Source organism: Candidatus Nomurabacteria bacterium, assembly GCA_020631975.1.
Taxonomy (GTDB): domain Bacteria; phylum Patescibacteriota; class Saccharimonadia; order Saccharimonadales; family CAIOMD01; genus JACKGO01.
This window is the reverse complement of record JACKGO010000001.1, coordinates 237,338-256,994: the sequence shown is the minus strand read 5'-3', so window position 1 is coordinate 256,994 and position 19,657 is coordinate 237,338. Positions and strand designations below refer to the sequence as shown.

At 41.4% G+C, this 19,657-nt stretch carries 23 protein-coding genes and 1 other annotated feature; of the genes, 20 read left to right on the top strand and 3 right to left on the bottom strand.

Annotated elements, in window-relative coordinates:
• Positions 1–70: 70 nt before the first annotated feature.
• The 8 genes from secE (at position 71) to tmk (ending at position 6,436) form a co-directional block, all read left to right on the top strand.
• Positions 71–481, top strand: a complete 411-nt coding sequence (gene secE / locus H6795_01345; protein ID MCB9817169.1) for a preprotein translocase subunit SecE — start codon at positions 71–73, stop codon at positions 479–481.
• The gene (gene nusG / locus H6795_01340; GenBank protein ID MCB9817168.1) at positions 478–1,023 is read left to right on the top strand and encodes a transcription termination/antitermination protein NusG; all 546 of its coding nucleotides are present in this window, start codon (positions 478–480) and stop codon (positions 1,021–1,023) included. The genes secE and nusG overlap by 4 nt, the downstream gene beginning before the upstream one ends.
• A gap of 5 nt (positions 1,024–1,028) precedes the next feature.
• Positions 1,029–1,187 carry a hypothetical protein gene (locus H6795_01335; protein MCB9817167.1) on the top strand — a complete coding sequence of 53 codons (159 nt, stop codon included), beginning with the start codon at positions 1,029–1,031 and terminating at the stop codon, positions 1,185–1,187.
• A 102-nt stretch (positions 1,188–1,289) separates the two neighbouring features.
• A complete protein-coding gene (gene rplK / locus H6795_01330; protein ID MCB9817166.1) occupies positions 1,290–1,718 on the top strand; it encodes a 50S ribosomal protein L11 in 429 nt (142 codons plus the stop codon).
• Between the two features lies 1 nt (position 1,719).
• Positions 1,720–2,181, top strand: a complete 462-nt coding sequence (locus H6795_01325; protein ID MCB9817165.1) for a hypothetical protein — start codon at positions 1,720–1,722, stop codon at positions 2,179–2,181.
• 61 nt (positions 2,182–2,242) lie between these two features.
• Positions 2,243–3,295, top strand: coding sequence for a 50S ribosomal protein L1 (gene rplA / locus H6795_01320; protein ID MCB9817164.1), 1,053 nt, complete (start codon positions 2,243–2,245; stop codon positions 3,293–3,295).
• A 134-nt stretch (positions 3,296–3,429) separates the two neighbouring features.
• Positions 3,430–4,143: a deoxycytidine triphosphate deaminase gene (locus H6795_01315; GenBank protein ID MCB9817163.1), complete on the top strand. Its 714-nt coding sequence runs from the start codon at positions 3,430–3,432 to the stop codon at positions 4,141–4,143.
• Entirely contained in the window at positions 4,136–6,436 is a 2,301-nt protein-coding gene (gene tmk, locus H6795_01310) for a dTMP kinase (GenBank protein ID MCB9817162.1), read from the top strand. The genes H6795_01315 and tmk overlap by 8 nt, the downstream gene beginning before the upstream one ends.
• A 144-nt stretch (positions 6,437–6,580) precedes the next feature.
• Here tmk and H6795_01305 read toward each other — a convergent pair whose 3' ends face one another.
• Together H6795_01305 and H6795_01300 are read right to left on the bottom strand one after the other, a co-directional pair.
• Positions 6,581–6,799: a hypothetical protein gene (locus tag H6795_01305; GenBank protein ID MCB9817161.1), complete on the bottom strand. Its 219-nt coding sequence runs from the start codon at positions 6,797–6,799 to the stop codon at positions 6,581–6,583.
• Between the two features lie 249 nt (positions 6,800–7,048).
• Complete coding sequence (locus H6795_01300; GenBank protein MCB9817160.1) at positions 7,049–7,780, bottom strand: diguanylate cyclase; 732 nt, start codon at positions 7,778–7,780, stop codon at positions 7,049–7,051.
• A gap of 62 nt (positions 7,781–7,842) precedes the next feature.
• Positions 7,843–7,966: a sequence feature (ribosomal protein L10 leader region), on the top strand.
• Between the two features lie 59 nt (positions 7,967–8,025).
• On the opposite strand from H6795_01300, the gene H6795_01295 reads away from it, so the two are divergent.
• The 12 genes from H6795_01295 (at position 8,026) to H6795_01240 (ending at position 19,414) form a co-directional block, all read left to right on the top strand.
• Entirely contained in the window at positions 8,026–8,556 is a 531-nt protein-coding gene (locus H6795_01295) for a 50S ribosomal protein L10 (protein ID MCB9817159.1), read from the top strand.
• 19 nt (positions 8,557–8,575) lie between these two features.
• The gene (rplL, locus tag H6795_01290) at positions 8,576–8,986 is read left to right on the top strand and encodes a 50S ribosomal protein L7/L12 (GenBank protein MCB9817158.1); all 411 of its coding nucleotides are present in this window, start codon (positions 8,576–8,578) and stop codon (positions 8,984–8,986) included.
• A 238-nt stretch (positions 8,987–9,224) separates the two neighbouring features.
• Positions 9,225–10,457 (top strand): pyridoxal-phosphate dependent enzyme, encoded by a 1,233-nt coding sequence (locus tag H6795_01285; GenBank protein ID MCB9817157.1) that lies wholly within the window; start codon positions 9,225–9,227, stop codon positions 10,455–10,457.
• Positions 10,458–10,630: 173 nt separating this feature from the next.
• Positions 10,631–11,140, top strand: coding sequence for a hypothetical protein (locus tag H6795_01280; GenBank protein MCB9817156.1), 510 nt, complete (start codon positions 10,631–10,633; stop codon positions 11,138–11,140).
• 90 nt (positions 11,141–11,230) lie between these two features.
• Complete coding sequence (locus H6795_01275) at positions 11,231–11,818, top strand: thymidine kinase (protein ID MCB9817155.1); 588 nt, start codon at positions 11,231–11,233, stop codon at positions 11,816–11,818.
• Positions 11,819–11,876: 58 nt separating this feature from the next.
• Entirely contained in the window at positions 11,877–13,406 is a 1,530-nt protein-coding gene (gene dnaX / locus H6795_01270; protein MCB9817154.1) for a DNA polymerase III subunit gamma/tau, read from the top strand.
• Between the two features lie 11 nt (positions 13,407–13,417).
• Entirely contained in the window at positions 13,418–14,785 is a 1,368-nt protein-coding gene (gene dnaB, locus H6795_01265; protein MCB9817153.1) for a replicative DNA helicase, read from the top strand.
• Position 14,786: 1 nt separating this feature from the next.
• Positions 14,787–16,007: a glycosyltransferase family 39 protein gene (locus H6795_01260; GenBank protein ID MCB9817152.1), complete on the top strand. Its 1,221-nt coding sequence runs from the start codon at positions 14,787–14,789 to the stop codon at positions 16,005–16,007.
• 17 nt (positions 16,008–16,024) lie between these two features.
• Positions 16,025–16,318: a YbaB/EbfC family nucleoid-associated protein gene (locus H6795_01255; protein MCB9817151.1), complete on the top strand. Its 294-nt coding sequence runs from the start codon at positions 16,025–16,027 to the stop codon at positions 16,316–16,318.
• 15 nt (positions 16,319–16,333) lie between these two features.
• Complete coding sequence (gene recR / locus H6795_01250) at positions 16,334–16,942, top strand: recombination protein RecR (GenBank protein MCB9817150.1); 609 nt, start codon at positions 16,334–16,336, stop codon at positions 16,940–16,942.
• The gene (locus H6795_01245) at positions 16,939–17,940 is read left to right on the top strand and encodes a DHH family phosphoesterase (protein ID MCB9817149.1); all 1,002 of its coding nucleotides are present in this window, start codon (positions 16,939–16,941) and stop codon (positions 17,938–17,940) included. The genes recR and H6795_01245 overlap by 4 nt, the downstream gene beginning before the upstream one ends.
• A 4-nt stretch (positions 17,941–17,944) precedes the next feature.
• The gene (locus H6795_01240) at positions 17,945–19,414 is read left to right on the top strand and encodes a cysteine--tRNA ligase (protein MCB9817148.1); all 1,470 of its coding nucleotides are present in this window, start codon (positions 17,945–17,947) and stop codon (positions 19,412–19,414) included.
• Here the strand turns inward: H6795_01240 and H6795_01235 are convergent.
• The gene (locus tag H6795_01235) at positions 19,403–19,552 is read right to left on the bottom strand and encodes a hypothetical protein (protein ID MCB9817147.1); all 150 of its coding nucleotides are present in this window, start codon (positions 19,550–19,552) and stop codon (positions 19,403–19,405) included. The two genes, H6795_01240 and H6795_01235, sit on opposite strands and share 12 nt — an antisense overlap.
• Between the last annotated feature and the right edge of the window lie 105 nt (positions 19,553–19,657).

Here is a 19,657-nt window from a genome sequence, read left to right as displayed (position 1 = left end):
GCTATATTGACAGTGACGACCTAAAGTTATTGTACTTTAGGCTTTTTTAATAGGACTGGAGCGAGACTTAATGGCAACCGAAAAGCAAGCTAAGGCGCCACGTAAGAAAAAAATGCCAGAAACGGTACGTGAGCGGGCAGAAAAGGGATCAATTAAAAAAAGTAAGCCTAAAAAATCTGCAAAGGTTAAGGCAACGATTCATCGCCCTTTGAGCAAATTGCGTCGTATTGGTGCAAAAGAATATCATCCGATTAAAACACCCGATAACAAAGTGGGTCGGGTACTAGGGAAGCGTGTACGATTTATACCGAAGTTTATTACAGAATCGTGGAGAGAGCTTAAACAAGTTACTTGGCCAACAAAGCGAGAAGCAGCCAGTAAAACAGGGGCAGTTATAGCATTTGCGATTGTGTTTGCCATATTTGTGCAAGTGCTTGATCTGGTATTTAGCAAAGTAGTAAAGGAGATAATTTTACGATGAGTAAAAATAGGTACGATTCTAGTCGCCAGTGGTATGCGATTCATACATACAGTGGCTACGAAGAAAAGGTTGCCGTTAGTATTCGGCAGCGTGCAGAAACGCTAGAAATGGCCGATAAGATATTCCAAGTATTAGTGCCTAAAGAGAAGCAAATAGAAATTAAAAACGGCAAGCGTAAAGTTGTAGAAAAACGCATTTTTCAGGGCTATGTGCTTGTAGAAATGAAGTTGTCTGATGATGCATGGTACGTTGTGCGTAATACGCCAAACGTGACTGGTTTTGTCGGCAGTGGTACCGAACCGACACCAGTGAGCGAAGACGAAATGGATAAGATTAAAAAACGTATGGGTGTAGACCAGCCAAAGCACCGCATAGATTACTCTGTTGGCGAAGTAGTAAACATTGTTGATGGGCCATTTAAAGGCTTTGACGGTAGTATTAGCGAAATAGATACTCAAAAAGGTAAAATTAAGGTACTTGTAAATATGTTTGGTCGCGAAACACCAGTAGAACTAGACAGCCTCCAGGTCAAAAAAGTCTAAAAATTATGGTTGTATTACACGAAAATACAGACCCATTTAATGACATAAACGTATGGGCAAACTGGGCAAACGAGCTTGCACGTTCAGACAAAGACTTTGCTAAGGTTGCGGTAATGGGTACTATAGCGTGTGAGTATGAAACTACCCTAGACAAAACAGATTAAAACTGTTACGATATATCGGTTACGCACTTCTAATATTAAGAAGGAGAGTTAGTACGCTTACGCACTACGCAGCAGAAAACTCGTTATAAAGGAGTTTACTATATGGCAAAAGCCGTAAAAACCAATTTAAAAATGAAAATTAAAGGTGGCCAAGCAAGTGCAGCACCACCAGTAGGTAGTAGCCTGGGCCAACACGGTGTTAATATGATGGATTTTATTAACCCGTTTAACGAACAAACGAAAGACCGCATGGGGCAAATGCTTACCGTGCATATTACTATTTACGATGACCGCACTATGGAATGGCGCATCGTGGGCACTCCAACAGACGACCTTATTCGTGCTAAGTTGGGTATTCAAAAAGGTTCTGGCCGCCCCAATACAGAAAAAGTCAGCAAAAAGCTTAGCGATGCAGCTTTAACTGAAATTGCCGAAGCCAAAGCAGGCGACATGAACACGACAGACATACCAGCCGTTAAAAAAATTGTCGCTGGTACAGCACGCAGCATGGGTGTGGAGATAGAAGGTTAATATGACAACCGCACCAGGAGAACCAGGCTACCCAGCATATACAGGCAATCATTTTCATGGTAGTAATACTAGCACCTTCGATGATGGAGTAGAGAAAGAAAATCCTACTGATATAGATAATTTAACAAAACATGTTCCACAGCAGCGTGACACAACAGTTGTTAACACACCAGAAATCGCTCAACCCGACATCGACCACAAGAAAATACTAGAAGACTATCGGCAAACTGCAATAGGTTTTGCTACATACGAATTAGATAAAAGCAAAAAAACAGAATTTCTACGTAGAGCGCAGGCGATTGAATATTACTTAGCAATCCAGCCAGAACCTACTTATGGGCAATTTATGTCGTTGACATATGAAGAAATAGTAGAAGCCTACTACCAAGCGCAATTGCATAAAGCTTACGAAAAAAGTGCTAAGAATATTGGCAGGCTTGGTGTTGCGCCTTTGCATCGATAGTTACTAGGAATATTAATCGTGGGAGGCAATAGAGCCGTTTGTACCACAAAGGAGAATAATTATGGCAGAAGCCAAAAAACCATCTAAAAAAGAAGCATTACTTGCAGAAGCCAAAAAGCTTAAACTAAGTGTTACTGCAAAAAATACTATTGTGCAAATAGAACAAGCCATTGCAGAGGCAAAGGCAGCAAAAGAATCTACCAAGAAAATTGAAGAATTGGTAGAAACCGAAAAAATTGCAGAAGTTATTGTAGAAGCAGAGGCAGAACTCGCAAAAGAAGATGTTAAAACAGCTAAGGCTGGTAAGCGAAGCGCCAAAGGCTTAAAAGAGCAAGAAGAAAAAGCAGCGAAAGAAGAAAGAAAAGCCCATGCGTCTGAAGAAGAAACTACACCTGTAAAAAAGAAAGTAGTTACGAGAAGTCTTGTTGAGCGTAAAGGTAAAAAGTACCGTAAAGCAATTGAATCTATCGATAAAACAAAACTCTACAGCTTGCAAGATGCTGCCAAGGTAGCGCTAGCTACAAGCACTACTGCGTTTGATGCTACCGTAGAGTTGCATGTACGACTTGGGGTTGACCCACGACATGCAGATCAGAATATTAGGGCGAGTATTGTTCTACCAGAAGGTACAGGCAAAAAAGTAACAGTAGCTGTTTTTGCAGAAGCAGACGACGTAGCAAAAGCCATAGCAGCAGGTGCAGATATTGCTGGTGCAGAAGAATTCTTGCAGCAATTAGATAAGGGATTATTTAACTTTGATGTATTAATTGCTACACCGGCCGTAATGCCAAAACTTGGTAAATATGCGCGCAATTTAGGACCAAAAGGTTTAATGCCGAGCCCTAAAAGTGGCACTGTAGCAGCAGATGTTACCAAAGCAGTCAAAGAAGCCAAAGGTGGTAAAGTAGAATATCGCGTAGACAGCAACGGGATTGTGCATCTTGGTATAGGTAAAGTTAGCTTTGGTGTTGATAAAGTTGTATCAAACGCTAAAACCGTATTTGCTAGCATTAAAGCAGCAAAGCCAGCTACGGTAAAGGGTAATTACGTGATGAGTATATATATTACGACATCTATGGGCCCAAGCGTTAAAATAGATACTGCAGAAATCTAAATAGCCGTCACTTTATAAAAAATTAGTGCATACACACGCTTTTTAAAAAGAAGCGTGTGTAGTATATTAGCAACTATTTGCTATACTAATCACTAAGCGGTGGGAAACAAAAAATAATGTGACGAGGTAATGAAGTGAGTGTATTTAGTAATACGCAAATACGAGCAGCCATAGAACAAGGGCACATTATTTGTGCGCCGTACGAACCAAAGCATGTCAGTGAAGCAAGTCTAGATATCACACTTGGCTATCACTACTACAAAACTGAGTTGCAATACACCAGAACCATATATAACCCATTTGATAGAGAAGACGTTGAACGCTATTTTGCAGGGCCTTACAAGGCCATGCCTCATGCTCAATGGGCTACCCTAAATGGTTTTTTGCCAGTAAAAAACATTCCAGATGAACATCCGGTGATTGCATTAAAACCAGGCGAGCGTATTTTAGCCCATAGTCATGAGTTTTTTGGTATTAAACCGCCTGGGGCGTGCGAGCTTAAAAGCCGCTCTAGTTGGGGCCGTAATGGTATTGCGGTATGCTTTGACGCTGGCTGGATAGACCCTGGTTATATTAATCGGTTAACCCTAGAAATATACAACCTTAATAAACACGAAACAGTACTTATACCTGTGGGTGAACGCATAGGGCAAATTATATTTCATGATACGGGCCCAGTAGATGGTAGTTACGGCGAAGCCCGTAACGGTGGCTTTAGCGGAAAATATCAGCAGGGTACCGACATTAATAAAATTATTAAAACCTGGGCACCGAGTCAGATGCTACCAAAAGCATGGCAAGATTCGCGGTCACTCCCAAAAAGAATAGAAGGAGTTCCGTATGAGTAAAGGCTATTATATTGTTCTTGAAGGCCCAGAAGGAGTTGGTAAAACTACACAAATAGAACTAATCGCCCGTCAGCTACAAAAATATGGTTACGCAGTCCGCTTGTTCAGAGAACCAGATAGTCAAAGCCATTTATCAGCCCGTGCTATTCGCCAGATTACACAAGATCCAAACTATCCACTTAATACCAGAGCAGAGGTGCTACTTTATAACGCAGCTCGTGCGTTGTCGCTAGAAGTTATTAAACAAGCCCGCGAACAAGGTGTTATTTGTTTAGTAGACAGAAACTACCTCACCACGTTAGCGATACAATATTACGGCCGGGGTGATGTGCCAGACTATGACACGATAACCAGTATTATAAATTTTGCTGTCGGAGACATGGAACCAGATCTTACAGTAATTCTTGATGCTCCTGTTGATGAACTAGGTAAGCGCATGAAGCGTCGCAAACATGGTGAACGGTTTGACAACCTAGACCTTGGCTTTCTAGATAGAGTAAGGGCAGGCTATCTAGTAGAAGCCAAACAAAGAGGCTACCCAGTTGTATTTGCAAACGAATCGTCTGAAAAAGTATTTAGATATGTATGGGAATATGTCGCTGCACTATTTAATAAACAGCCAGCCAAAACACAACCAAGTGTACATATGAGTAGCCCGCCACCAATCTTACGTGCACCAAGTAGTCATGAACCTAATGCGCAAACTGCAGCGTATTTAGATACAACAGCAAACCCAATAACAATTACAGATGCAGGACGCCAAAAATTATCTAGCATTGTCACTAACAACGAATCAAACGTATATGCGTTTAACGACACGCTAGACCAAGTAACTGTAGCTGCCGCGATGGCACGCCTGAGCCGCCGTGGTGATGACATGCGCGTAACCTTGCTAGATGAATTCGTAGATAAAGCAGGTAAAGACGAAGGCTTAATACAACGAGTCGTTACAGCGTACGGAGACGATTCTGTCCAGCAGCTTGTAGGTATACACATGGTAGTAGAAAACGCATCTAATTTACTTACCAAGCAAATTGAATGGGGGCGTTTAGCTTCTTATTTAGAGCAATCAACTCGGTATATCTATTATGACCAAAAAGATGCGAGCGGTCGTTATAAATACTACGTGCCTACAACGCTCAGCAGTGCTACAAAAAAACAATATATAAAAACGATGGATCAATTATTTGACAATTACTCCAAGGCTGTTCGGGGCATTACTGACTATTTGCACAAAACAGACTCTACCCCCCAAAAAGAGCGTGATGGCGCATGGCGATCAGCTATTCGTGCCCAAGCCTGTGACGCCGCCCGTTATATGCTGCCAGTTGCTACGAAAAGTACCGTTGGAATATACGCATCGGGCCAAGCAATAGAAAGTCTCATAATGAGACTGATGGCTGATGGTTCAAAAGAAGCCCGTTTATGCGGTAAAGCATTGCTTACAGAAGCCCGCAAAATCATACCAGCCTTTTTAGAACGGGCAGATAAGCCAGAGCGTGGGGGCGCAACTGTAGCCTACCGGGCAGACACTAGACAGGCAATGCATGCCCTTGTTCAAAAACTTTTACCAGAAACTTACAGCTCAGATCAATCAGCAGTAACCCTCACCCATTACTATCCTAAGAATGAACTAGACGTCGTACCGCACATGGTCTACGAACACACTACAATGAGCGAGCAAGAAGCCAATGCAGCAATTGCTGATCTACCATACAAGCATAAGGTTAAGCTATTTAGTAGTTATATTGGCGAGCGACTTAACCGCCGGCACAAACCTGGCCGTGCGCTCGAACGCATTACTTATAGTTGGGATATCGTATGTGATTACGGCATATTTAGAGATTTACAGCGCCATAGGATGGTAAGTGATCTTGCCTGGCAACCGTTAACTCCGCGGTATGGCTATGATATACCCGAACTTATAGAAAAGGCAGGCATGACAGAAACCTACCTAGATTCATTTGACACAAGCCTAGAACTACATAGTAACTTGGTAGCAGCCAAAAAAATCACCGAATCACAGTATGCTACGTTATTTGGCCATAAAATGCGTTGGAAGGCTACCATGAACGCCAGAGAAGCCATGCATTTTATAGAACTGCGTACCAGCCCACAAGGGCATCCAGGTTATAGAAAACTGGCAAAAATTATGTACGATAAAATTGCTGAAGTACACCCGATGGTGTCAGAAGCAATGCGCTTTGTAAATAAAGACGAAGACGCAGAACTTACCCGGCTTGCTGCAGAGCGCTATACACAATATAAGTTGAAAGTATTAGACAAAAAGTAGGGTTTGCAGACCCAGGGCGGGCATCAAACAATTGGTGGTAGTTTGATGCCGTACAACAATAGGATTACTATGGTTGTACATTTCGCCCTGGGTACTGCATGGCAAAAGCGTGCGGTTGATGGTGCACTACTTTTATGTGGTGACTCAGGCGGGACGGCCGATGTGGTGCGTCCGTAATACCGCCTTGAGTTCATTGACTGCACTTGGGTTGGTCCTTGCGACTTGCTGCCAGACAATGTCTGGTGACATATATCCGAGTACTTCACGCAAGTGTTTAGCAGCAAGTGCAGGCTGTTGGTGACGTCGTCGTAAGGCAGCATCGATTTGTTTCTTTGCCTTACCTTCGAGTTTCTTTTTAGCCATGAACTGATCACCCCTATTTGTTTGAGAGCCTCTGCCTACAGACGGTTGTCTGTAAACAGAGCCAGTAAAACAAAAAACCGGGCTTCTTGCCCGGTGCCGTATTCTTGTATTTGCTCGTTTTTATGCAACAAAAGAATCAGCACCATACCGTAGTAGCACTAGACCTAAAATCTGTGTATACATACTGCGCGTTGCTGTTATTACTTGTTGCATATCGTATAGTATGCCTTGGCTAGTTTATTTTTGCAACTATATTGTACAATCTAGCTCGTATGTACCATCTACGAGTCGGAGCTGATATTCACATACGGTACCTAATTTAGGGTCTGCGTCACTTTGTACATCAGCGTAAGACGCGTGTTTATTCGCATCAATTATGCACGCGCCTGCTCGTATGCCAAATAAGGATATTACTTTATCTGGATCGTCATTTTCACTAGTAAGGAATTCGGTGACTGCGGGGTCTTCTAGTATTTGGCGAAGTTTCGTATGGGTGATAGCAACAATATCGGCATTTTTTAATGAATCACCATTTTTTAATAGTGCAACAAATTCGTCCCCACCCACACGGTAACCTTCTTCGTCTTGTTGGCTCGGTTCAGTACGTGAGTGTTGTGTGTATATTATATCGTTGCGGCGCCTACTTGTGACTCTCGTGAGCCCCTCGGCTATAATTTGCAATAACTTATCACCACCTGATTGGCCACGTTGGTTATTTACCTGCCCAAAGTTAACGAGGTCTATTACAATGAGCGCTCCACTTTCTGGAGACAAAAGTAACTCTTTTATATCTTCTTCAAGCGCTCCACGATTACGTATATGTGTCAAGCTATCTTTATCTGAATTTGCTGCATGTTCTAAAAGATCCGCCAAAGCAGCATTTCCCGCCAGCATAAGAGCGAATCTCGCTAATACTGCGCTAGGACCGCCATTACGTAGACGATTCGCCATATCCATCCAGCTGTCCTTACCTAATTCCATAATAATATTATATCATAAAACAGTAATAATAACAATATTTGCTTGTCACGAGGCATGATATCTGTTACAATTACCTTTAACCAAAGACAGTGACGTCTCTATAAAGAGATATAAGAATGTCACCGAGGTAAAGATTTGTTTTATTGTCTTTGGTGCACGTGTGGCCAAAGATTTTTTATTTTTACCACATATGCACAGTAATAAATTTTGGTCGATATAATTACATAACCCACATAAGGATATACATGGCTTTAAGTAAAGAACAAAAGCATCAAGTGGTTGCAGACGTGGCTGAACTACTCGCTACGTCTAAACTAACAGTAGTCGCTAAGTACAAAGGCCTGTCAGTGAAAGATATGCAGGCACTCAGAAAAAGTGCAACACAGTCACAGACGGTCATTAAGGTAGTAAAAAATAGATTAGTCCGCCAAGCACTGATGCAAACTGACGCACTAAAGGATGTTGATACTGGTTTGCTCGTAGAGCAGTTAGTGTATGCATTTAATAGTGAAGACGAAGTAGCGCCCGCCCAGAGCCTCCATGTTTTTGCAAAAACGAACCCAAGTTTAGAGTTTGTAGGAGCAATTACACCAGAAGGTTTATTTTTACACGCAGATGACGTAAAAGCACTCGCGAACTTACCAAGCAAAGATCAATTACGTGGTCAATTAGTTGGTACAATTGCAGCTCCGCTTACATCGTTTATACGTGTATTACAAGGGAGCCAACGGGGTATTTTATATGCCTTAACAGCCCGAGCAGAATCAATAAATTAAGGAACAAGGAGATAATACGATGTCAGAGACAGATAACAAAGTAACAGTGCCAAAAGAGTTCGCAGGCATTGTCAAAGAATTAGATAAATTAAGTGCCCTAGAAATTAGCAAATTAGTAACGTTTCTAGAAGAATACTGGAACGTAAGTGCAGCTGCACCAGCCGTTGCAGTTGCTGCAGCGCCTGCAGCTGACGGTGGTGCACCAGCAGCTGATGAAAAGAGCGAATTTGATGTTGTTCTTAAAGACGCTGGTAGCCAGAAAGTCGCTGTTATCAAAGCAGTCAAAGAAATTACCGGGCTTGGCCTTGGTGAATCAAAAGCTATTGTAGATGGTGCACCAAAACCAGTGCTAGAAAAAGCTAACAAAGAAGATGCAGAAGCCGCTAAAAAAGCTCTAGAAGAAGCTGGCGGAACTGTCGAATTAGCATAAGTAGCTACCTAAGCACCTTACGGTGTACTAAGCGCTCCGTTACGTACGGAGCGTTTTTTAGTTGACAACATGCTGCTATAAGGCGTATAACCGTAAGTATATGCAAGCTATACGCGCAATTATTGCCATCATTATTATGCCGCACCGAGCGGTCTGTTTAATGATGCAATAATAGTGCAACAATAAAAAGACATCCGCTCGGCAACTACCGAGCGGATTTTTTATATAAGGAGTAACTATGAGAACAGCAACCAAAGAATATGACCACAGCTTATTTAGAAGTGGGGTCTTAGACCTCACGTCTGTTAAACATACTATGAATGATGTAAGCGCAGAATATGTACCTTATGTGACTCCAGTGTATGATAGGTTACCACTGACTGCTCGGATGGACTTATTGTTGCCTGAAGATCATATGGGTAATCTTACACCACTCACAGATCGCCAAGAGTATGTTGGCAACAACCGGCTTATGCAACTAGACTTAGCTACATATTCACCCATAGGTTCATTTAAATTTCGTGGCGCATGGAATGCTATTGCATCGGTAGATTATCATCAGCTCCTTGAGCATGGGGTAGTTACGGCGAGCGTTGGGAACCATGCACAGGGCGTAGCAATGGGAGTTCGGCGCCTGAATGAATTATTCGATGCACATTCTTTTAGCGGTAGAAATGGACGGCGTGTACACGCTGACATATATGTTCCATCTAGTGTCGCACCAGTAAAATTAGAGGGTATTAAAAATATTGGTGGTGATGATGTAAGTATTGTCGTTCATGGCAACACTTACGACGAAGCCTATGAAGCGGCTTGCCAACGTACAGATAATTTAAAAGGTGCAACACTTATTCATCCGTACGATAACGACCTAACTGTAAGTGGGCAAAGTATGGTTGGGTATGCTGTCGCTCGTGAGCTGCAAAAACAGCAGATAAACCCAAGCGAAGTAATATTGGTAGTACCTGTTGGAGGAGGTGGCTTGCTGGCAGGTATTATGAAAGCACTCCGTACAATTTACCCAGATGCTAACGCAAGACCAGAAGTTGTATTGGCACAGCTAGAAGGCGCTGATAGTGCCGTGCAAAGTTGGCAATACTTTAAAAAGCACAATCAACTAAAAGCAGTGCCGGTCGCAGGAGATGTGAATGCATTCGCAGATGGGGCTGCGGTGCGAACAATAGGAGCCCACGGCTTACAGGCCCTACCATACGTTTCTAATACAGTACTAGTGACTAATAGCCAATTAGCGAACGGCTATAAAAGACATCTAGATAGTATCTATATGAATTTAATGGAAGTGTACGCCAACCATAGTGTAGACCCATTCTTTGGGTTGCAAGAGCCAGCAAGCATGATCGCTGATGTAGCTGCATATCAATATGCTCAGCGGCAACATGGTAAAACTGTTATTCATTTAAAAACTGGTATCAACGTAAATCAAGAATTGGTAGAGCAACTGCTGGGGTAGTGTTTTGTTACTTTATATACAACGCTATTAATAGCTGTATATAAATATATAAAAATGTTAGTTTTCCACAGAATAGGTACATAATAATTGCGTAATATCGTATTATATGCTACGGTTATGACAAGGACTTTAAAAGGTGTTTTAGTAGAAAAACAGAAAAAGGAGAAGCTGCGATGTCCGATTTACCAGAGAAGCAAGTAAAGCGCTTGAAAGCGCTAATCAGAGAAGCAGAAACAAATTTACAAGCTGCCCATGAACTATTGGTGAGTTTAGTGGGTGAAGACCCAGAAATGACTGCTCATGCCAAGGAAAATATAGGTGGCAAAATACTAGAAGGTGTGTTTGATGGTCAGAACATGGTTGGTTCTGATGGCAAGACCTACCCTGTGCCAGCCAATTATGCTAGTAAGTCTAAACTCGTACAAGGTGATATCTTAAAGCTTACCATTGGTGATGATGGTGCGTTTATGTACAAGCAGATTGGGCCCATTCCACGTAAACAAGTAGTAGGTATGCTTATACAAAAAGAAGGCCACTACTTTGTAGAAGTAGGCGAAAAAATGTATCGTGTTCTACTTGCCAGTGTGACTTACTTTAAGGCGAAACCTGGTGATCAGATAAGTGTTAATATTCCAGAAGACGACGCAGATGCTGAATGGGCTGCTATAGAAGCTGCCTTGTAAACTATTAGCCAACGTATAATTAAGACGACATTTAGTCGTCTTTTTTATATACTAGAACACAGTAATAGTGCAATCAATAAGGAGTAGCAATTGGCAAAGCTCTATTTTCGGTATAGTGCAATGAATAGTGGTAAGTCTACATCGCTATTGCAAACTGCATATAACTATGAAGAACGTGGTATGTCTGTTATTGTCACAAAACCTATCGTTGATACAAAAGGTGATAGTATGATTGTGTCTAGAATAGGTACGGCTAGAGAAGTAGACTTTCTAATACCGCCTGATATGGATATCGCACACCATGTACGTAATCTTAGCCTTGGTTCAGTGGCCTGTGTCCTGGTAGACGAAGCACAATTTTTACAACCACAGCAAGTAGACCAACTGTTTGATGTCGCAATCACAGATAATATCCCGACGATTGCTTATGGTTTACGAACAGATTTTCAGACACATGGGTTTCCTGGAGCGACCCGCTTATTAGAAATTGCCCATGATTTACAAGAACTAAAAACGATATGCCGGTGTGGTCAAAAAGCAATATTTAATGGGAGAAAAATAGGTGGAAAATTAGTATTTGAAGGCTCTCAGGTGGCTATAGATGGGCAAGATAATGTAGAATACGAATCATTATGTGGTGCATGCTACAAATCGGCTCAAGCCAACGATATTCTGTAGTAACTACAACAGACAAATAAGTGCCTTAGCGGTATACTATAGGTAAAAGAGGGGAAGAATGTCGCAAGCGTTATATAGAAAGTACCGTTCAAGGTCATTTGATGAAATCGTCGGCCAAAAAGGCGTTGTGACTGCATTGTCGCACTCTTTAAAACGTAAACAAATGAGTCACGCCTACTTATTTACAGGGCCTAGAGGCGTCGGAAAAACGAGTATTGCGAGGATATTCGCCTACGCTATCAATGACGTACCTTATAATGACGAAGAGCTACCGGTAGATATTATAGAAATTGATGCCGCGAGTAATAGAGGAATAGAGCAGGTTCGCGATCTACGTGAAAAAGTAAGAATAGCGCCAATCGTCGGGCCATATAAGGTGTATATTATTGATGAAGTGCACATGCTAACAACACCTGCCTTTAATGCATTGTTGAAAACACTAGAAGAGCCGCCCGCACACGTAATTTTTATTCTTGCAACTACAGAAAGTCATAAACTGCCAGAAACAATCACATCAAGGACGCAACGATACAATTTTACCTTAGCCACCCAAAAAGAAGTGATAGACCACCTTGCTGATATTTGTACAAAAGAATCCATAGGCATAGAGCCTAGTGCGCTAACAGTTATCGCACAATCAAGTGGTGGCAGTTTGCGTGACGCACTAAGTATATTAGACCACGCTCGTCATATAGGTGACGTTATTACTGCAGACGACATCAGGCAACATATTGGTGTTCCAAGTGATGAAATCGTACATGATATACTTAGTGCTTTGCGTGCACAAGATGCCGCCTTAGTACTCGAACACCTACACGAGGCTCAAGTAAGCGCAGTGTCATCAGCTGCACTGTCTCGTTCACTCATTGACGAACTTACAAAGCAAATACAAAATAACACTACAGCAATGCCACTAGAGTATATTACCCAATTACTCCAAGGATTACTGCAAGTAGAACTTTCCAATCAAGAGGATGTTCGTTTGCGTGTTGCGCTACTACAAAGTATTCATCCGACAGATAACTCACATAAAGTAACCGATTTGTCCTTAAGCCCTAAGAAAACAGCTCACCAAAGTGCAGCACCTGTACGTAAAGTACACGCAGATGACGATACCAAGCGCGCTTCTAAAAAATCACAGAGTAGTGCCGTAAAAGAATTACCCCCTTCACAAGTAGCTACACCAAAAACGAACATAGCCGTGCCAAAAGAACATCAATCAATAGATACAAAAGAGTTGACAGATGAAGGATGGCATTCATTATTAGAAGACGTTAGGACGACACATAATACACTCTATAGTGTTTTACGGATGGCTGAAGTAGATTATAGTAAAGCTAATAACAATACAATACGTCTAAGTTTTGCTTTTCCATTCCATAAAAAAAGAATCAATGAATCAAAAAACAAAGACATTATAAGCCAAAAGCTCGCCAGCCTAGGGTATGGCAATTTTGAAATTGTATGTGATAATGACTCAGATCAAAGAATAGCCTCTACTGTTATTAACAGATCAGTCAGCGAAGAAAAAGATGCTATGTTAAGTAAAATACGCGGAGTTTTTGGCTCGGCTGAAGTATTAGAGTAAAATTAAGAGTGATGGCAAAGCAAAAAGAGGCAATTATACCTCCGCATAACACAGAGGCAGAGAGTTCCTTGCTGGGTGCTATTCTGATAGACACAGATGCAATTGTACGTGTTGCTGATATTATTTCTGTAGAAGATTTTTATGATGAAAGACATCAGCGTATATTTGAAGCTATTAAAAAATTATATGAAAAGCACAGCCCAATTGATGTCTTAACATTGTCTGATCAACTAAAGTCTAGTGGCTTTTTAGACATAATAGGCGGAGCAGGTTATTTAACAGAGCTGACAAACTACGTGCCAACTGCCGCACATGTGGAAGAATATGCGAATATCGTTGCCCAAAAAGCCATTCGTCGTCGGCTTATTAAAGCATCACAAACTATGGTGACGTTTGGCTATGACGAAGAAAAGCCTATCCAAGACCTTATTGAATCAGCCGAATCCGAACTATTTCAAGTGAGCCAACAACACGTCAAACAAGACATATCATCTATAGAAGATATCTTAGCAGAAAGTTTCGAACGTTTAGACGAACTTCATAAAGATAAAGGCAAGATACGTGGGATACCAACCGGTTTGCGTGATTTAGACAATATATTAGCAGGGTTACAGCGCTCAGACTTAATTATCTTAGCTGCTCGCCCAAGTATGGGTAAAACCGCTTTAACGCTTAATTTGGCACATAATATCGCGACAAAAACTGAGCTGCCTGTGCTTGTATTTAGCCTAGAAATGAGCAAAGAACAAATTGTTGATCGTATGTTATCTATGGAGTCTGGTGTAGATGCATGGAATATTAGAACAGGTAATCTATCTGATACAGATTTTGAAAAGATCGGCCAAGCTATGGGAACGCTTTCTGAAGCTCCTATATACATAGACGATACACCAGGTATAACGGTCAGCGATATGCGTACCAAGGCGCGTCGTGAACAACACCAACGGCAGTTAGGTGCCATTATGGTTGACTACCTACAACTGATGAGTGGTGGCTCACGATTTGGCAGTGATGCAAACCGGGTTCAAGAAATATCTGAAATCAGCCGTGGCTTAAAGGCAATCGCACGTGAGTTAAACGTACCAGTCGTCGCATTAAGCCAATTAAGTCGTTCTGTTGAATCGCGCAGCCCACAAATTCCACAATTGGCCGACTTACGCGAATCTGGGTCTATTGAACAGGATGCAGATGTGGTAGCGTTCATTTACCGAGAAGACTATTACAATCCAGATACAGACAGAAAAAACCTAACAGATATATTTATTAAAAAACACCGCAACGGGCCAACTGGGCAAGTTGAATTATACTTTGATAGAGAACGACAGCGATTTAAGAGCCTAGACAAGCGTCAAGCCTCTAGCCATGTACCATTTGAATAATATGAAGATCAATCACTTAATAAAACAATCAAAATCATGGTTTAAAGAGCATTGGCGCGGTTTTGTTGTCACTATAATCATTGGCTGTTTGGCGACCATAACACTTGGGCTACAAATTAACACTTTGATTGATGGCCAAAATAAATTCGAAACAATTACACTAGAGCACCTTCAAAATTTTCCTAACCCAACAGAGCGTATGATTAATGCACCATATTTAGTGCCGGCATATATTGTAGGCACAATTGCCGATAATATGCTACTCGGTGCTCGGGCGACATCAGTAATATTTGGATTATTAGCTACGGTTGTACTATTTATGTTGTTAAAACGGTGGTTTACTACACAAATTGCATCTGTAGGAAGTTTGTTGTTTGTCACTAGTAGCTGGGTACTTGCTGTTAGCCACCAAGCAACACCACTAATCTTATTGATTATTACACCACTTTTACTGCTGGTAAGTCTGACAAAATACGTGAACGCTAAACAGCATGTATATGCTTCTTTTTTGCTCCTTGTTGCGAGTCTCGCACTTGCAGCCTATGTACCGTTTATGTTCTGGCCAATCATTGTGGTGCTGGGTGCTATGAGTTATTTGTATCGACACAAGCTACAACAATTATCAAAAAAACAAATTCTTATAGCAGCCGGGTTGTATGCATTGTTACTTGTGCCAATGCTCATTAGCGTTACGCAGTACCCTGGCCAGTTAAAAGAACTCATAGGAATCCCAACAATGATACTACCAGATGTCACTACCTATGCAAAAAACTTTTTGTGGCAATTTAGCACACTATTTTTTGTGGCTCAGCCATTTCCAGAGTTGTACGTTGGCTCATTGGCACTGCTTGATATATTTTCTGTAGCCATGGTGTTTCTTGGTATATATCATTTTGTTAAATATATGCCAAAGCGTCGCAAAGTTTCGTTTGCCTTTTTAGTGATTGTACTCGCATTTGTAGTACCATTATCTACGATATACCAGATACCTATGACAGCCTACATACCAATTATTTATATTCTCATTGCTAGTGGTGTTTATGAATTACTAAGACAGTGGTTTAGCTATTTCCCACGTAATCCTATTGCTCGTAATAGCGCAGTCGTCATAGTAGCAATACTTATAGGGTTAGCTACACTATATAATTTACAAAGATTTTACATTGCATGGCCGAATGCCCCTGAGACAAAAGCTGTCTACATGGTACAATCGAATAAGTAACAAATGAGGAGTGAGCAATGGGTAAATTAGATCAGGCAAAGACGATTATGCAAGCCAAAAAATTGCAAAAAGAATTGCAAAAATTAATTATTGTTGGTGAAGCAGGTGACGGAGCTGTCATTGTTGAAGTTAATGGTGAGCAAAAACTAAAAAAAGTACGAATAAATCCAGAATACGTAGATGTTGATGACATTGGCCAACTTGAACGTTGGATAGAGGACGCTATTAAATCTGCGATGCAAGAAAGCCAAAAAATTGCAGCAGAAAAGGTGCAACCATTACTTGGGAACCTTGGCAATCTAGGGTTCTAAAAAGTCGTTAAAAACATGGCGGATATACTCCCAAAAAGTCTAAGTGCACTTATTGATGGATTCTCTGCACTCCCTGGTGTAGGGAGACGGACAGCAGAGCGATACGCGTATTTTACATTGCGCCAAGATGTATCTATCAGTAGCAAGCTCGCCGATGCATTAACACGGGTGCATAGTGGTATTAAAGTGTGTCCAATTACCTTCGCGCTTATAGACGCCGATAAAGAAGTGTCGGCGCTATATAGCGATGCAAAAAGAGATAAAACAACCGTGGCTGTGGTGGCTGAACCATTTGATATTATTGCTATAGAAAATACGAATCAGTTTGACGGTACCTATCATGTACTTGGTGGTCTGATATCGCCGCTAGATGGTATCGGCCCTGAGCAGCTACATATACAAGAACTTGTTGATAGAATCAAGCGTGACAATGTCAAAGAGGTCATCGTTGCTACGAATGCGAGTGTAGAAGGGGAAACTACCGCTTTATATATTCAAGAAGCGCTGAAAGCTAGTGATATTGCACTCACGCGACTAGCACGGGGGCTACCTATAGGTGTGGATCTTGAATATGCAGATCAAATCACTTTAACCCGAGCTTTGCAGGGAAGAACGGCATTATGAGCCATAAGACGACTGATACTCAAGTAAAAGAAATTCTCGAATCTGCCCAAACGGTTTTAGTAATACAGTCAGACAGGCCAGATGGTGACTCATTAGCGTCAGCACTTTATATAGAAGAAGTGCTAGAACAACGGGGCAAAAAAGTAATGCTTTATTGTGGCGTAGCTATACCAGAATACTTACGTTTTATAGAAGGCTGGGATAGAGTCACAAATGAACTACCACGTAGCATAGACGCAACAATTATGGTAGATAATGCTGCGCTCGTTTTATTAGAAAAATTTGATCAATCGCCAGATGCAATGTTTATTAAAACTAAGCCTTTTATTATTGCAGATCATCACGCTGCTGTAATGTCAGATATTCCATATGCGACCCACAATATAAGTCGCGATGGCTATGCCTCTGCTGGTGAACTACTCTATGAAGTATTCACAGAATATGCATACCAAAGCAACCTGCGTGCTAAGCAATTAGTAATGCAAAGTATACTTTCTGATACGCTTGGGCTCACAAATGATTTAGCGACACCAAGAACCTATCGCTTAATGGCTGATTTTATTGAAGCTGGCGTAGATAGGGTAGGGTTAGAAGAAGCTCGTCGTGCGTATAGCAAAATGGATGAACGAGTCTTTCGTTATAAAGGCCAGCTGATACAAAGAACTGAGTTTTTATTTGACGGTGCTGTAGCGCTCTGTGTCATTACCGAAGCAGAAGCATATGATGTAGGCACATTGTACAATCCAGGACCTTTAATATTAAGCGAACTACTTATGGTAAAGAACGTACGAGTGGCGCTTGCTATAAAAACTTATCACAATCGTATTACCGTAGCTATACGGTGCACACATGGAACACCACTTGCGCATGAGTTGGCAAAGAAATTTGGTGGCGGCGGTCATGCCTATTCGGCGGGCTTTCGTCTAGACGAAAACAACCTTAGTCTGTCTGATGCTACTGCAAACATCGTCTCTGCATTAAAAGAGCTGCTAAAATAATTACATGCTACACTTTTTTAACACACGTACTGGCCACATAGAACCTTTTAAAGCAATGAACGATAAAGAAGTGTTGTTATATACGTGCGGACCTACAGTATATAGTTCATTACAAATTGGCAACTGGGATTCTTTTTTACGCTGGGACGTACTCGTGAGACTATTGCAGGCTCGGGGCTACAAAGTTACACGCGTTATGAATATTACTGATGTCGGTCATCTAGTCAGTGACGCAGATGATGGTGAAGACAAAATGCAAAAAGGTGCACGTAAAGAAGGTACAACAGCTTGGGCGATCGCAGAAAAATATACAAATGAATTTATAGAAGGTATGAATACGCTAGGCTGTACTGTGCCTACCTATTATACAAAAGCAACCGAATTCATTGATGAGCAAATAGAACTGATTAAAACGCTTGAAGAAAAAGGCTATACATACGTCATTGATGATGGGGTGTATTTTGATACGAGTCGATTTCCACGATATGCTGACTTTGCCAGGCTAAAACTTGAAGACAACCAAGAAGGTGCACGTGTTGAAGCAAATCGGCAGAAAAAATCGGCAAGTGACTTTGCTCTTTGGAAATTCAGCCCAGTAAATAAACAACGTGATATGGAATGGAATAGCCCATGGGGAAAAGGCTTCCCTGGGTGGCATCTTGAATGCAGTGCAATGGCGCTACAGAAACTAGGGCCAACCATAGATATACACACAGGTGGCATAGACCATATACCAGTGCACCACACCAACGAAATCGCTCAAAGTGAATGCGCTACTGGTGTGCGGTTTGCGAATTATTGGCTTCATAACAATCACCTCCTCGCAGATGGAACTAAATTAAGTAAAAGCTTAGGCAATTCATATACACTCAATGATGTCCTAGCAAAAGGATTTAGCGCCGCTGACTTTAGACTATTTGTATTACAGAGCCATTACAGAAGCGAGAGCAATTTTACCTGGCAAAATCTTACCGCTGCCCAGAATCGTTTACGTAAATGGCAAGCCTATGCTTCACGTCGTTTTCAGGTTATTCAACCCTTGCATACTGATACCATTTCAAAAGACTTAAAAAGTAACAAATCTGCTGTGATGCAAAAGCAGGAAGAAGTCGCAAAAAAGGAAGCAACTACATATCTAAAAGCGTTTGATAATGCCATGGATAATGATATGGACACTCCTAACGCACTTGCTGCGGTTGATAATTTCCTTCACATTATAGATACCCATGGAATGATGTCGTCTATTGTGCCAGAGTTTGTGAAGTTGCTACAAAATATTGCAGACATCTTGGGTATAGATTTATTCGATGAAGATATTTCAGACGTAGATAAAAAAGCTGTACAAACAAGAGAGGATTATCGTGCGCAAAAAGATTGGGACAAATCAGATTCTATTCGTCATCACCTTGAAGAAAAAGGAATATATCTAACCGATACACCACACGGAGTGGTGTGGAGTCGATCAAAATTGTAAATATTCAAAAATACCAAGCGGCGTAAGAGACTGTAGAGTTGTATCCTCATTGAGCTGCAGCTGGTCACGAAATGATTCATCATACCCTACAGCATCGTACGTCTGAATGGTACCAATAGAAGAGGTAATTGTAGGCATAAAAATATATACCGCTGCAACTATTGCAACTAACCAAATACATACAATCGCTATAAAATTCGCTCCAGATACCATATATATTGACGATTATATGCTGTAGGCAAA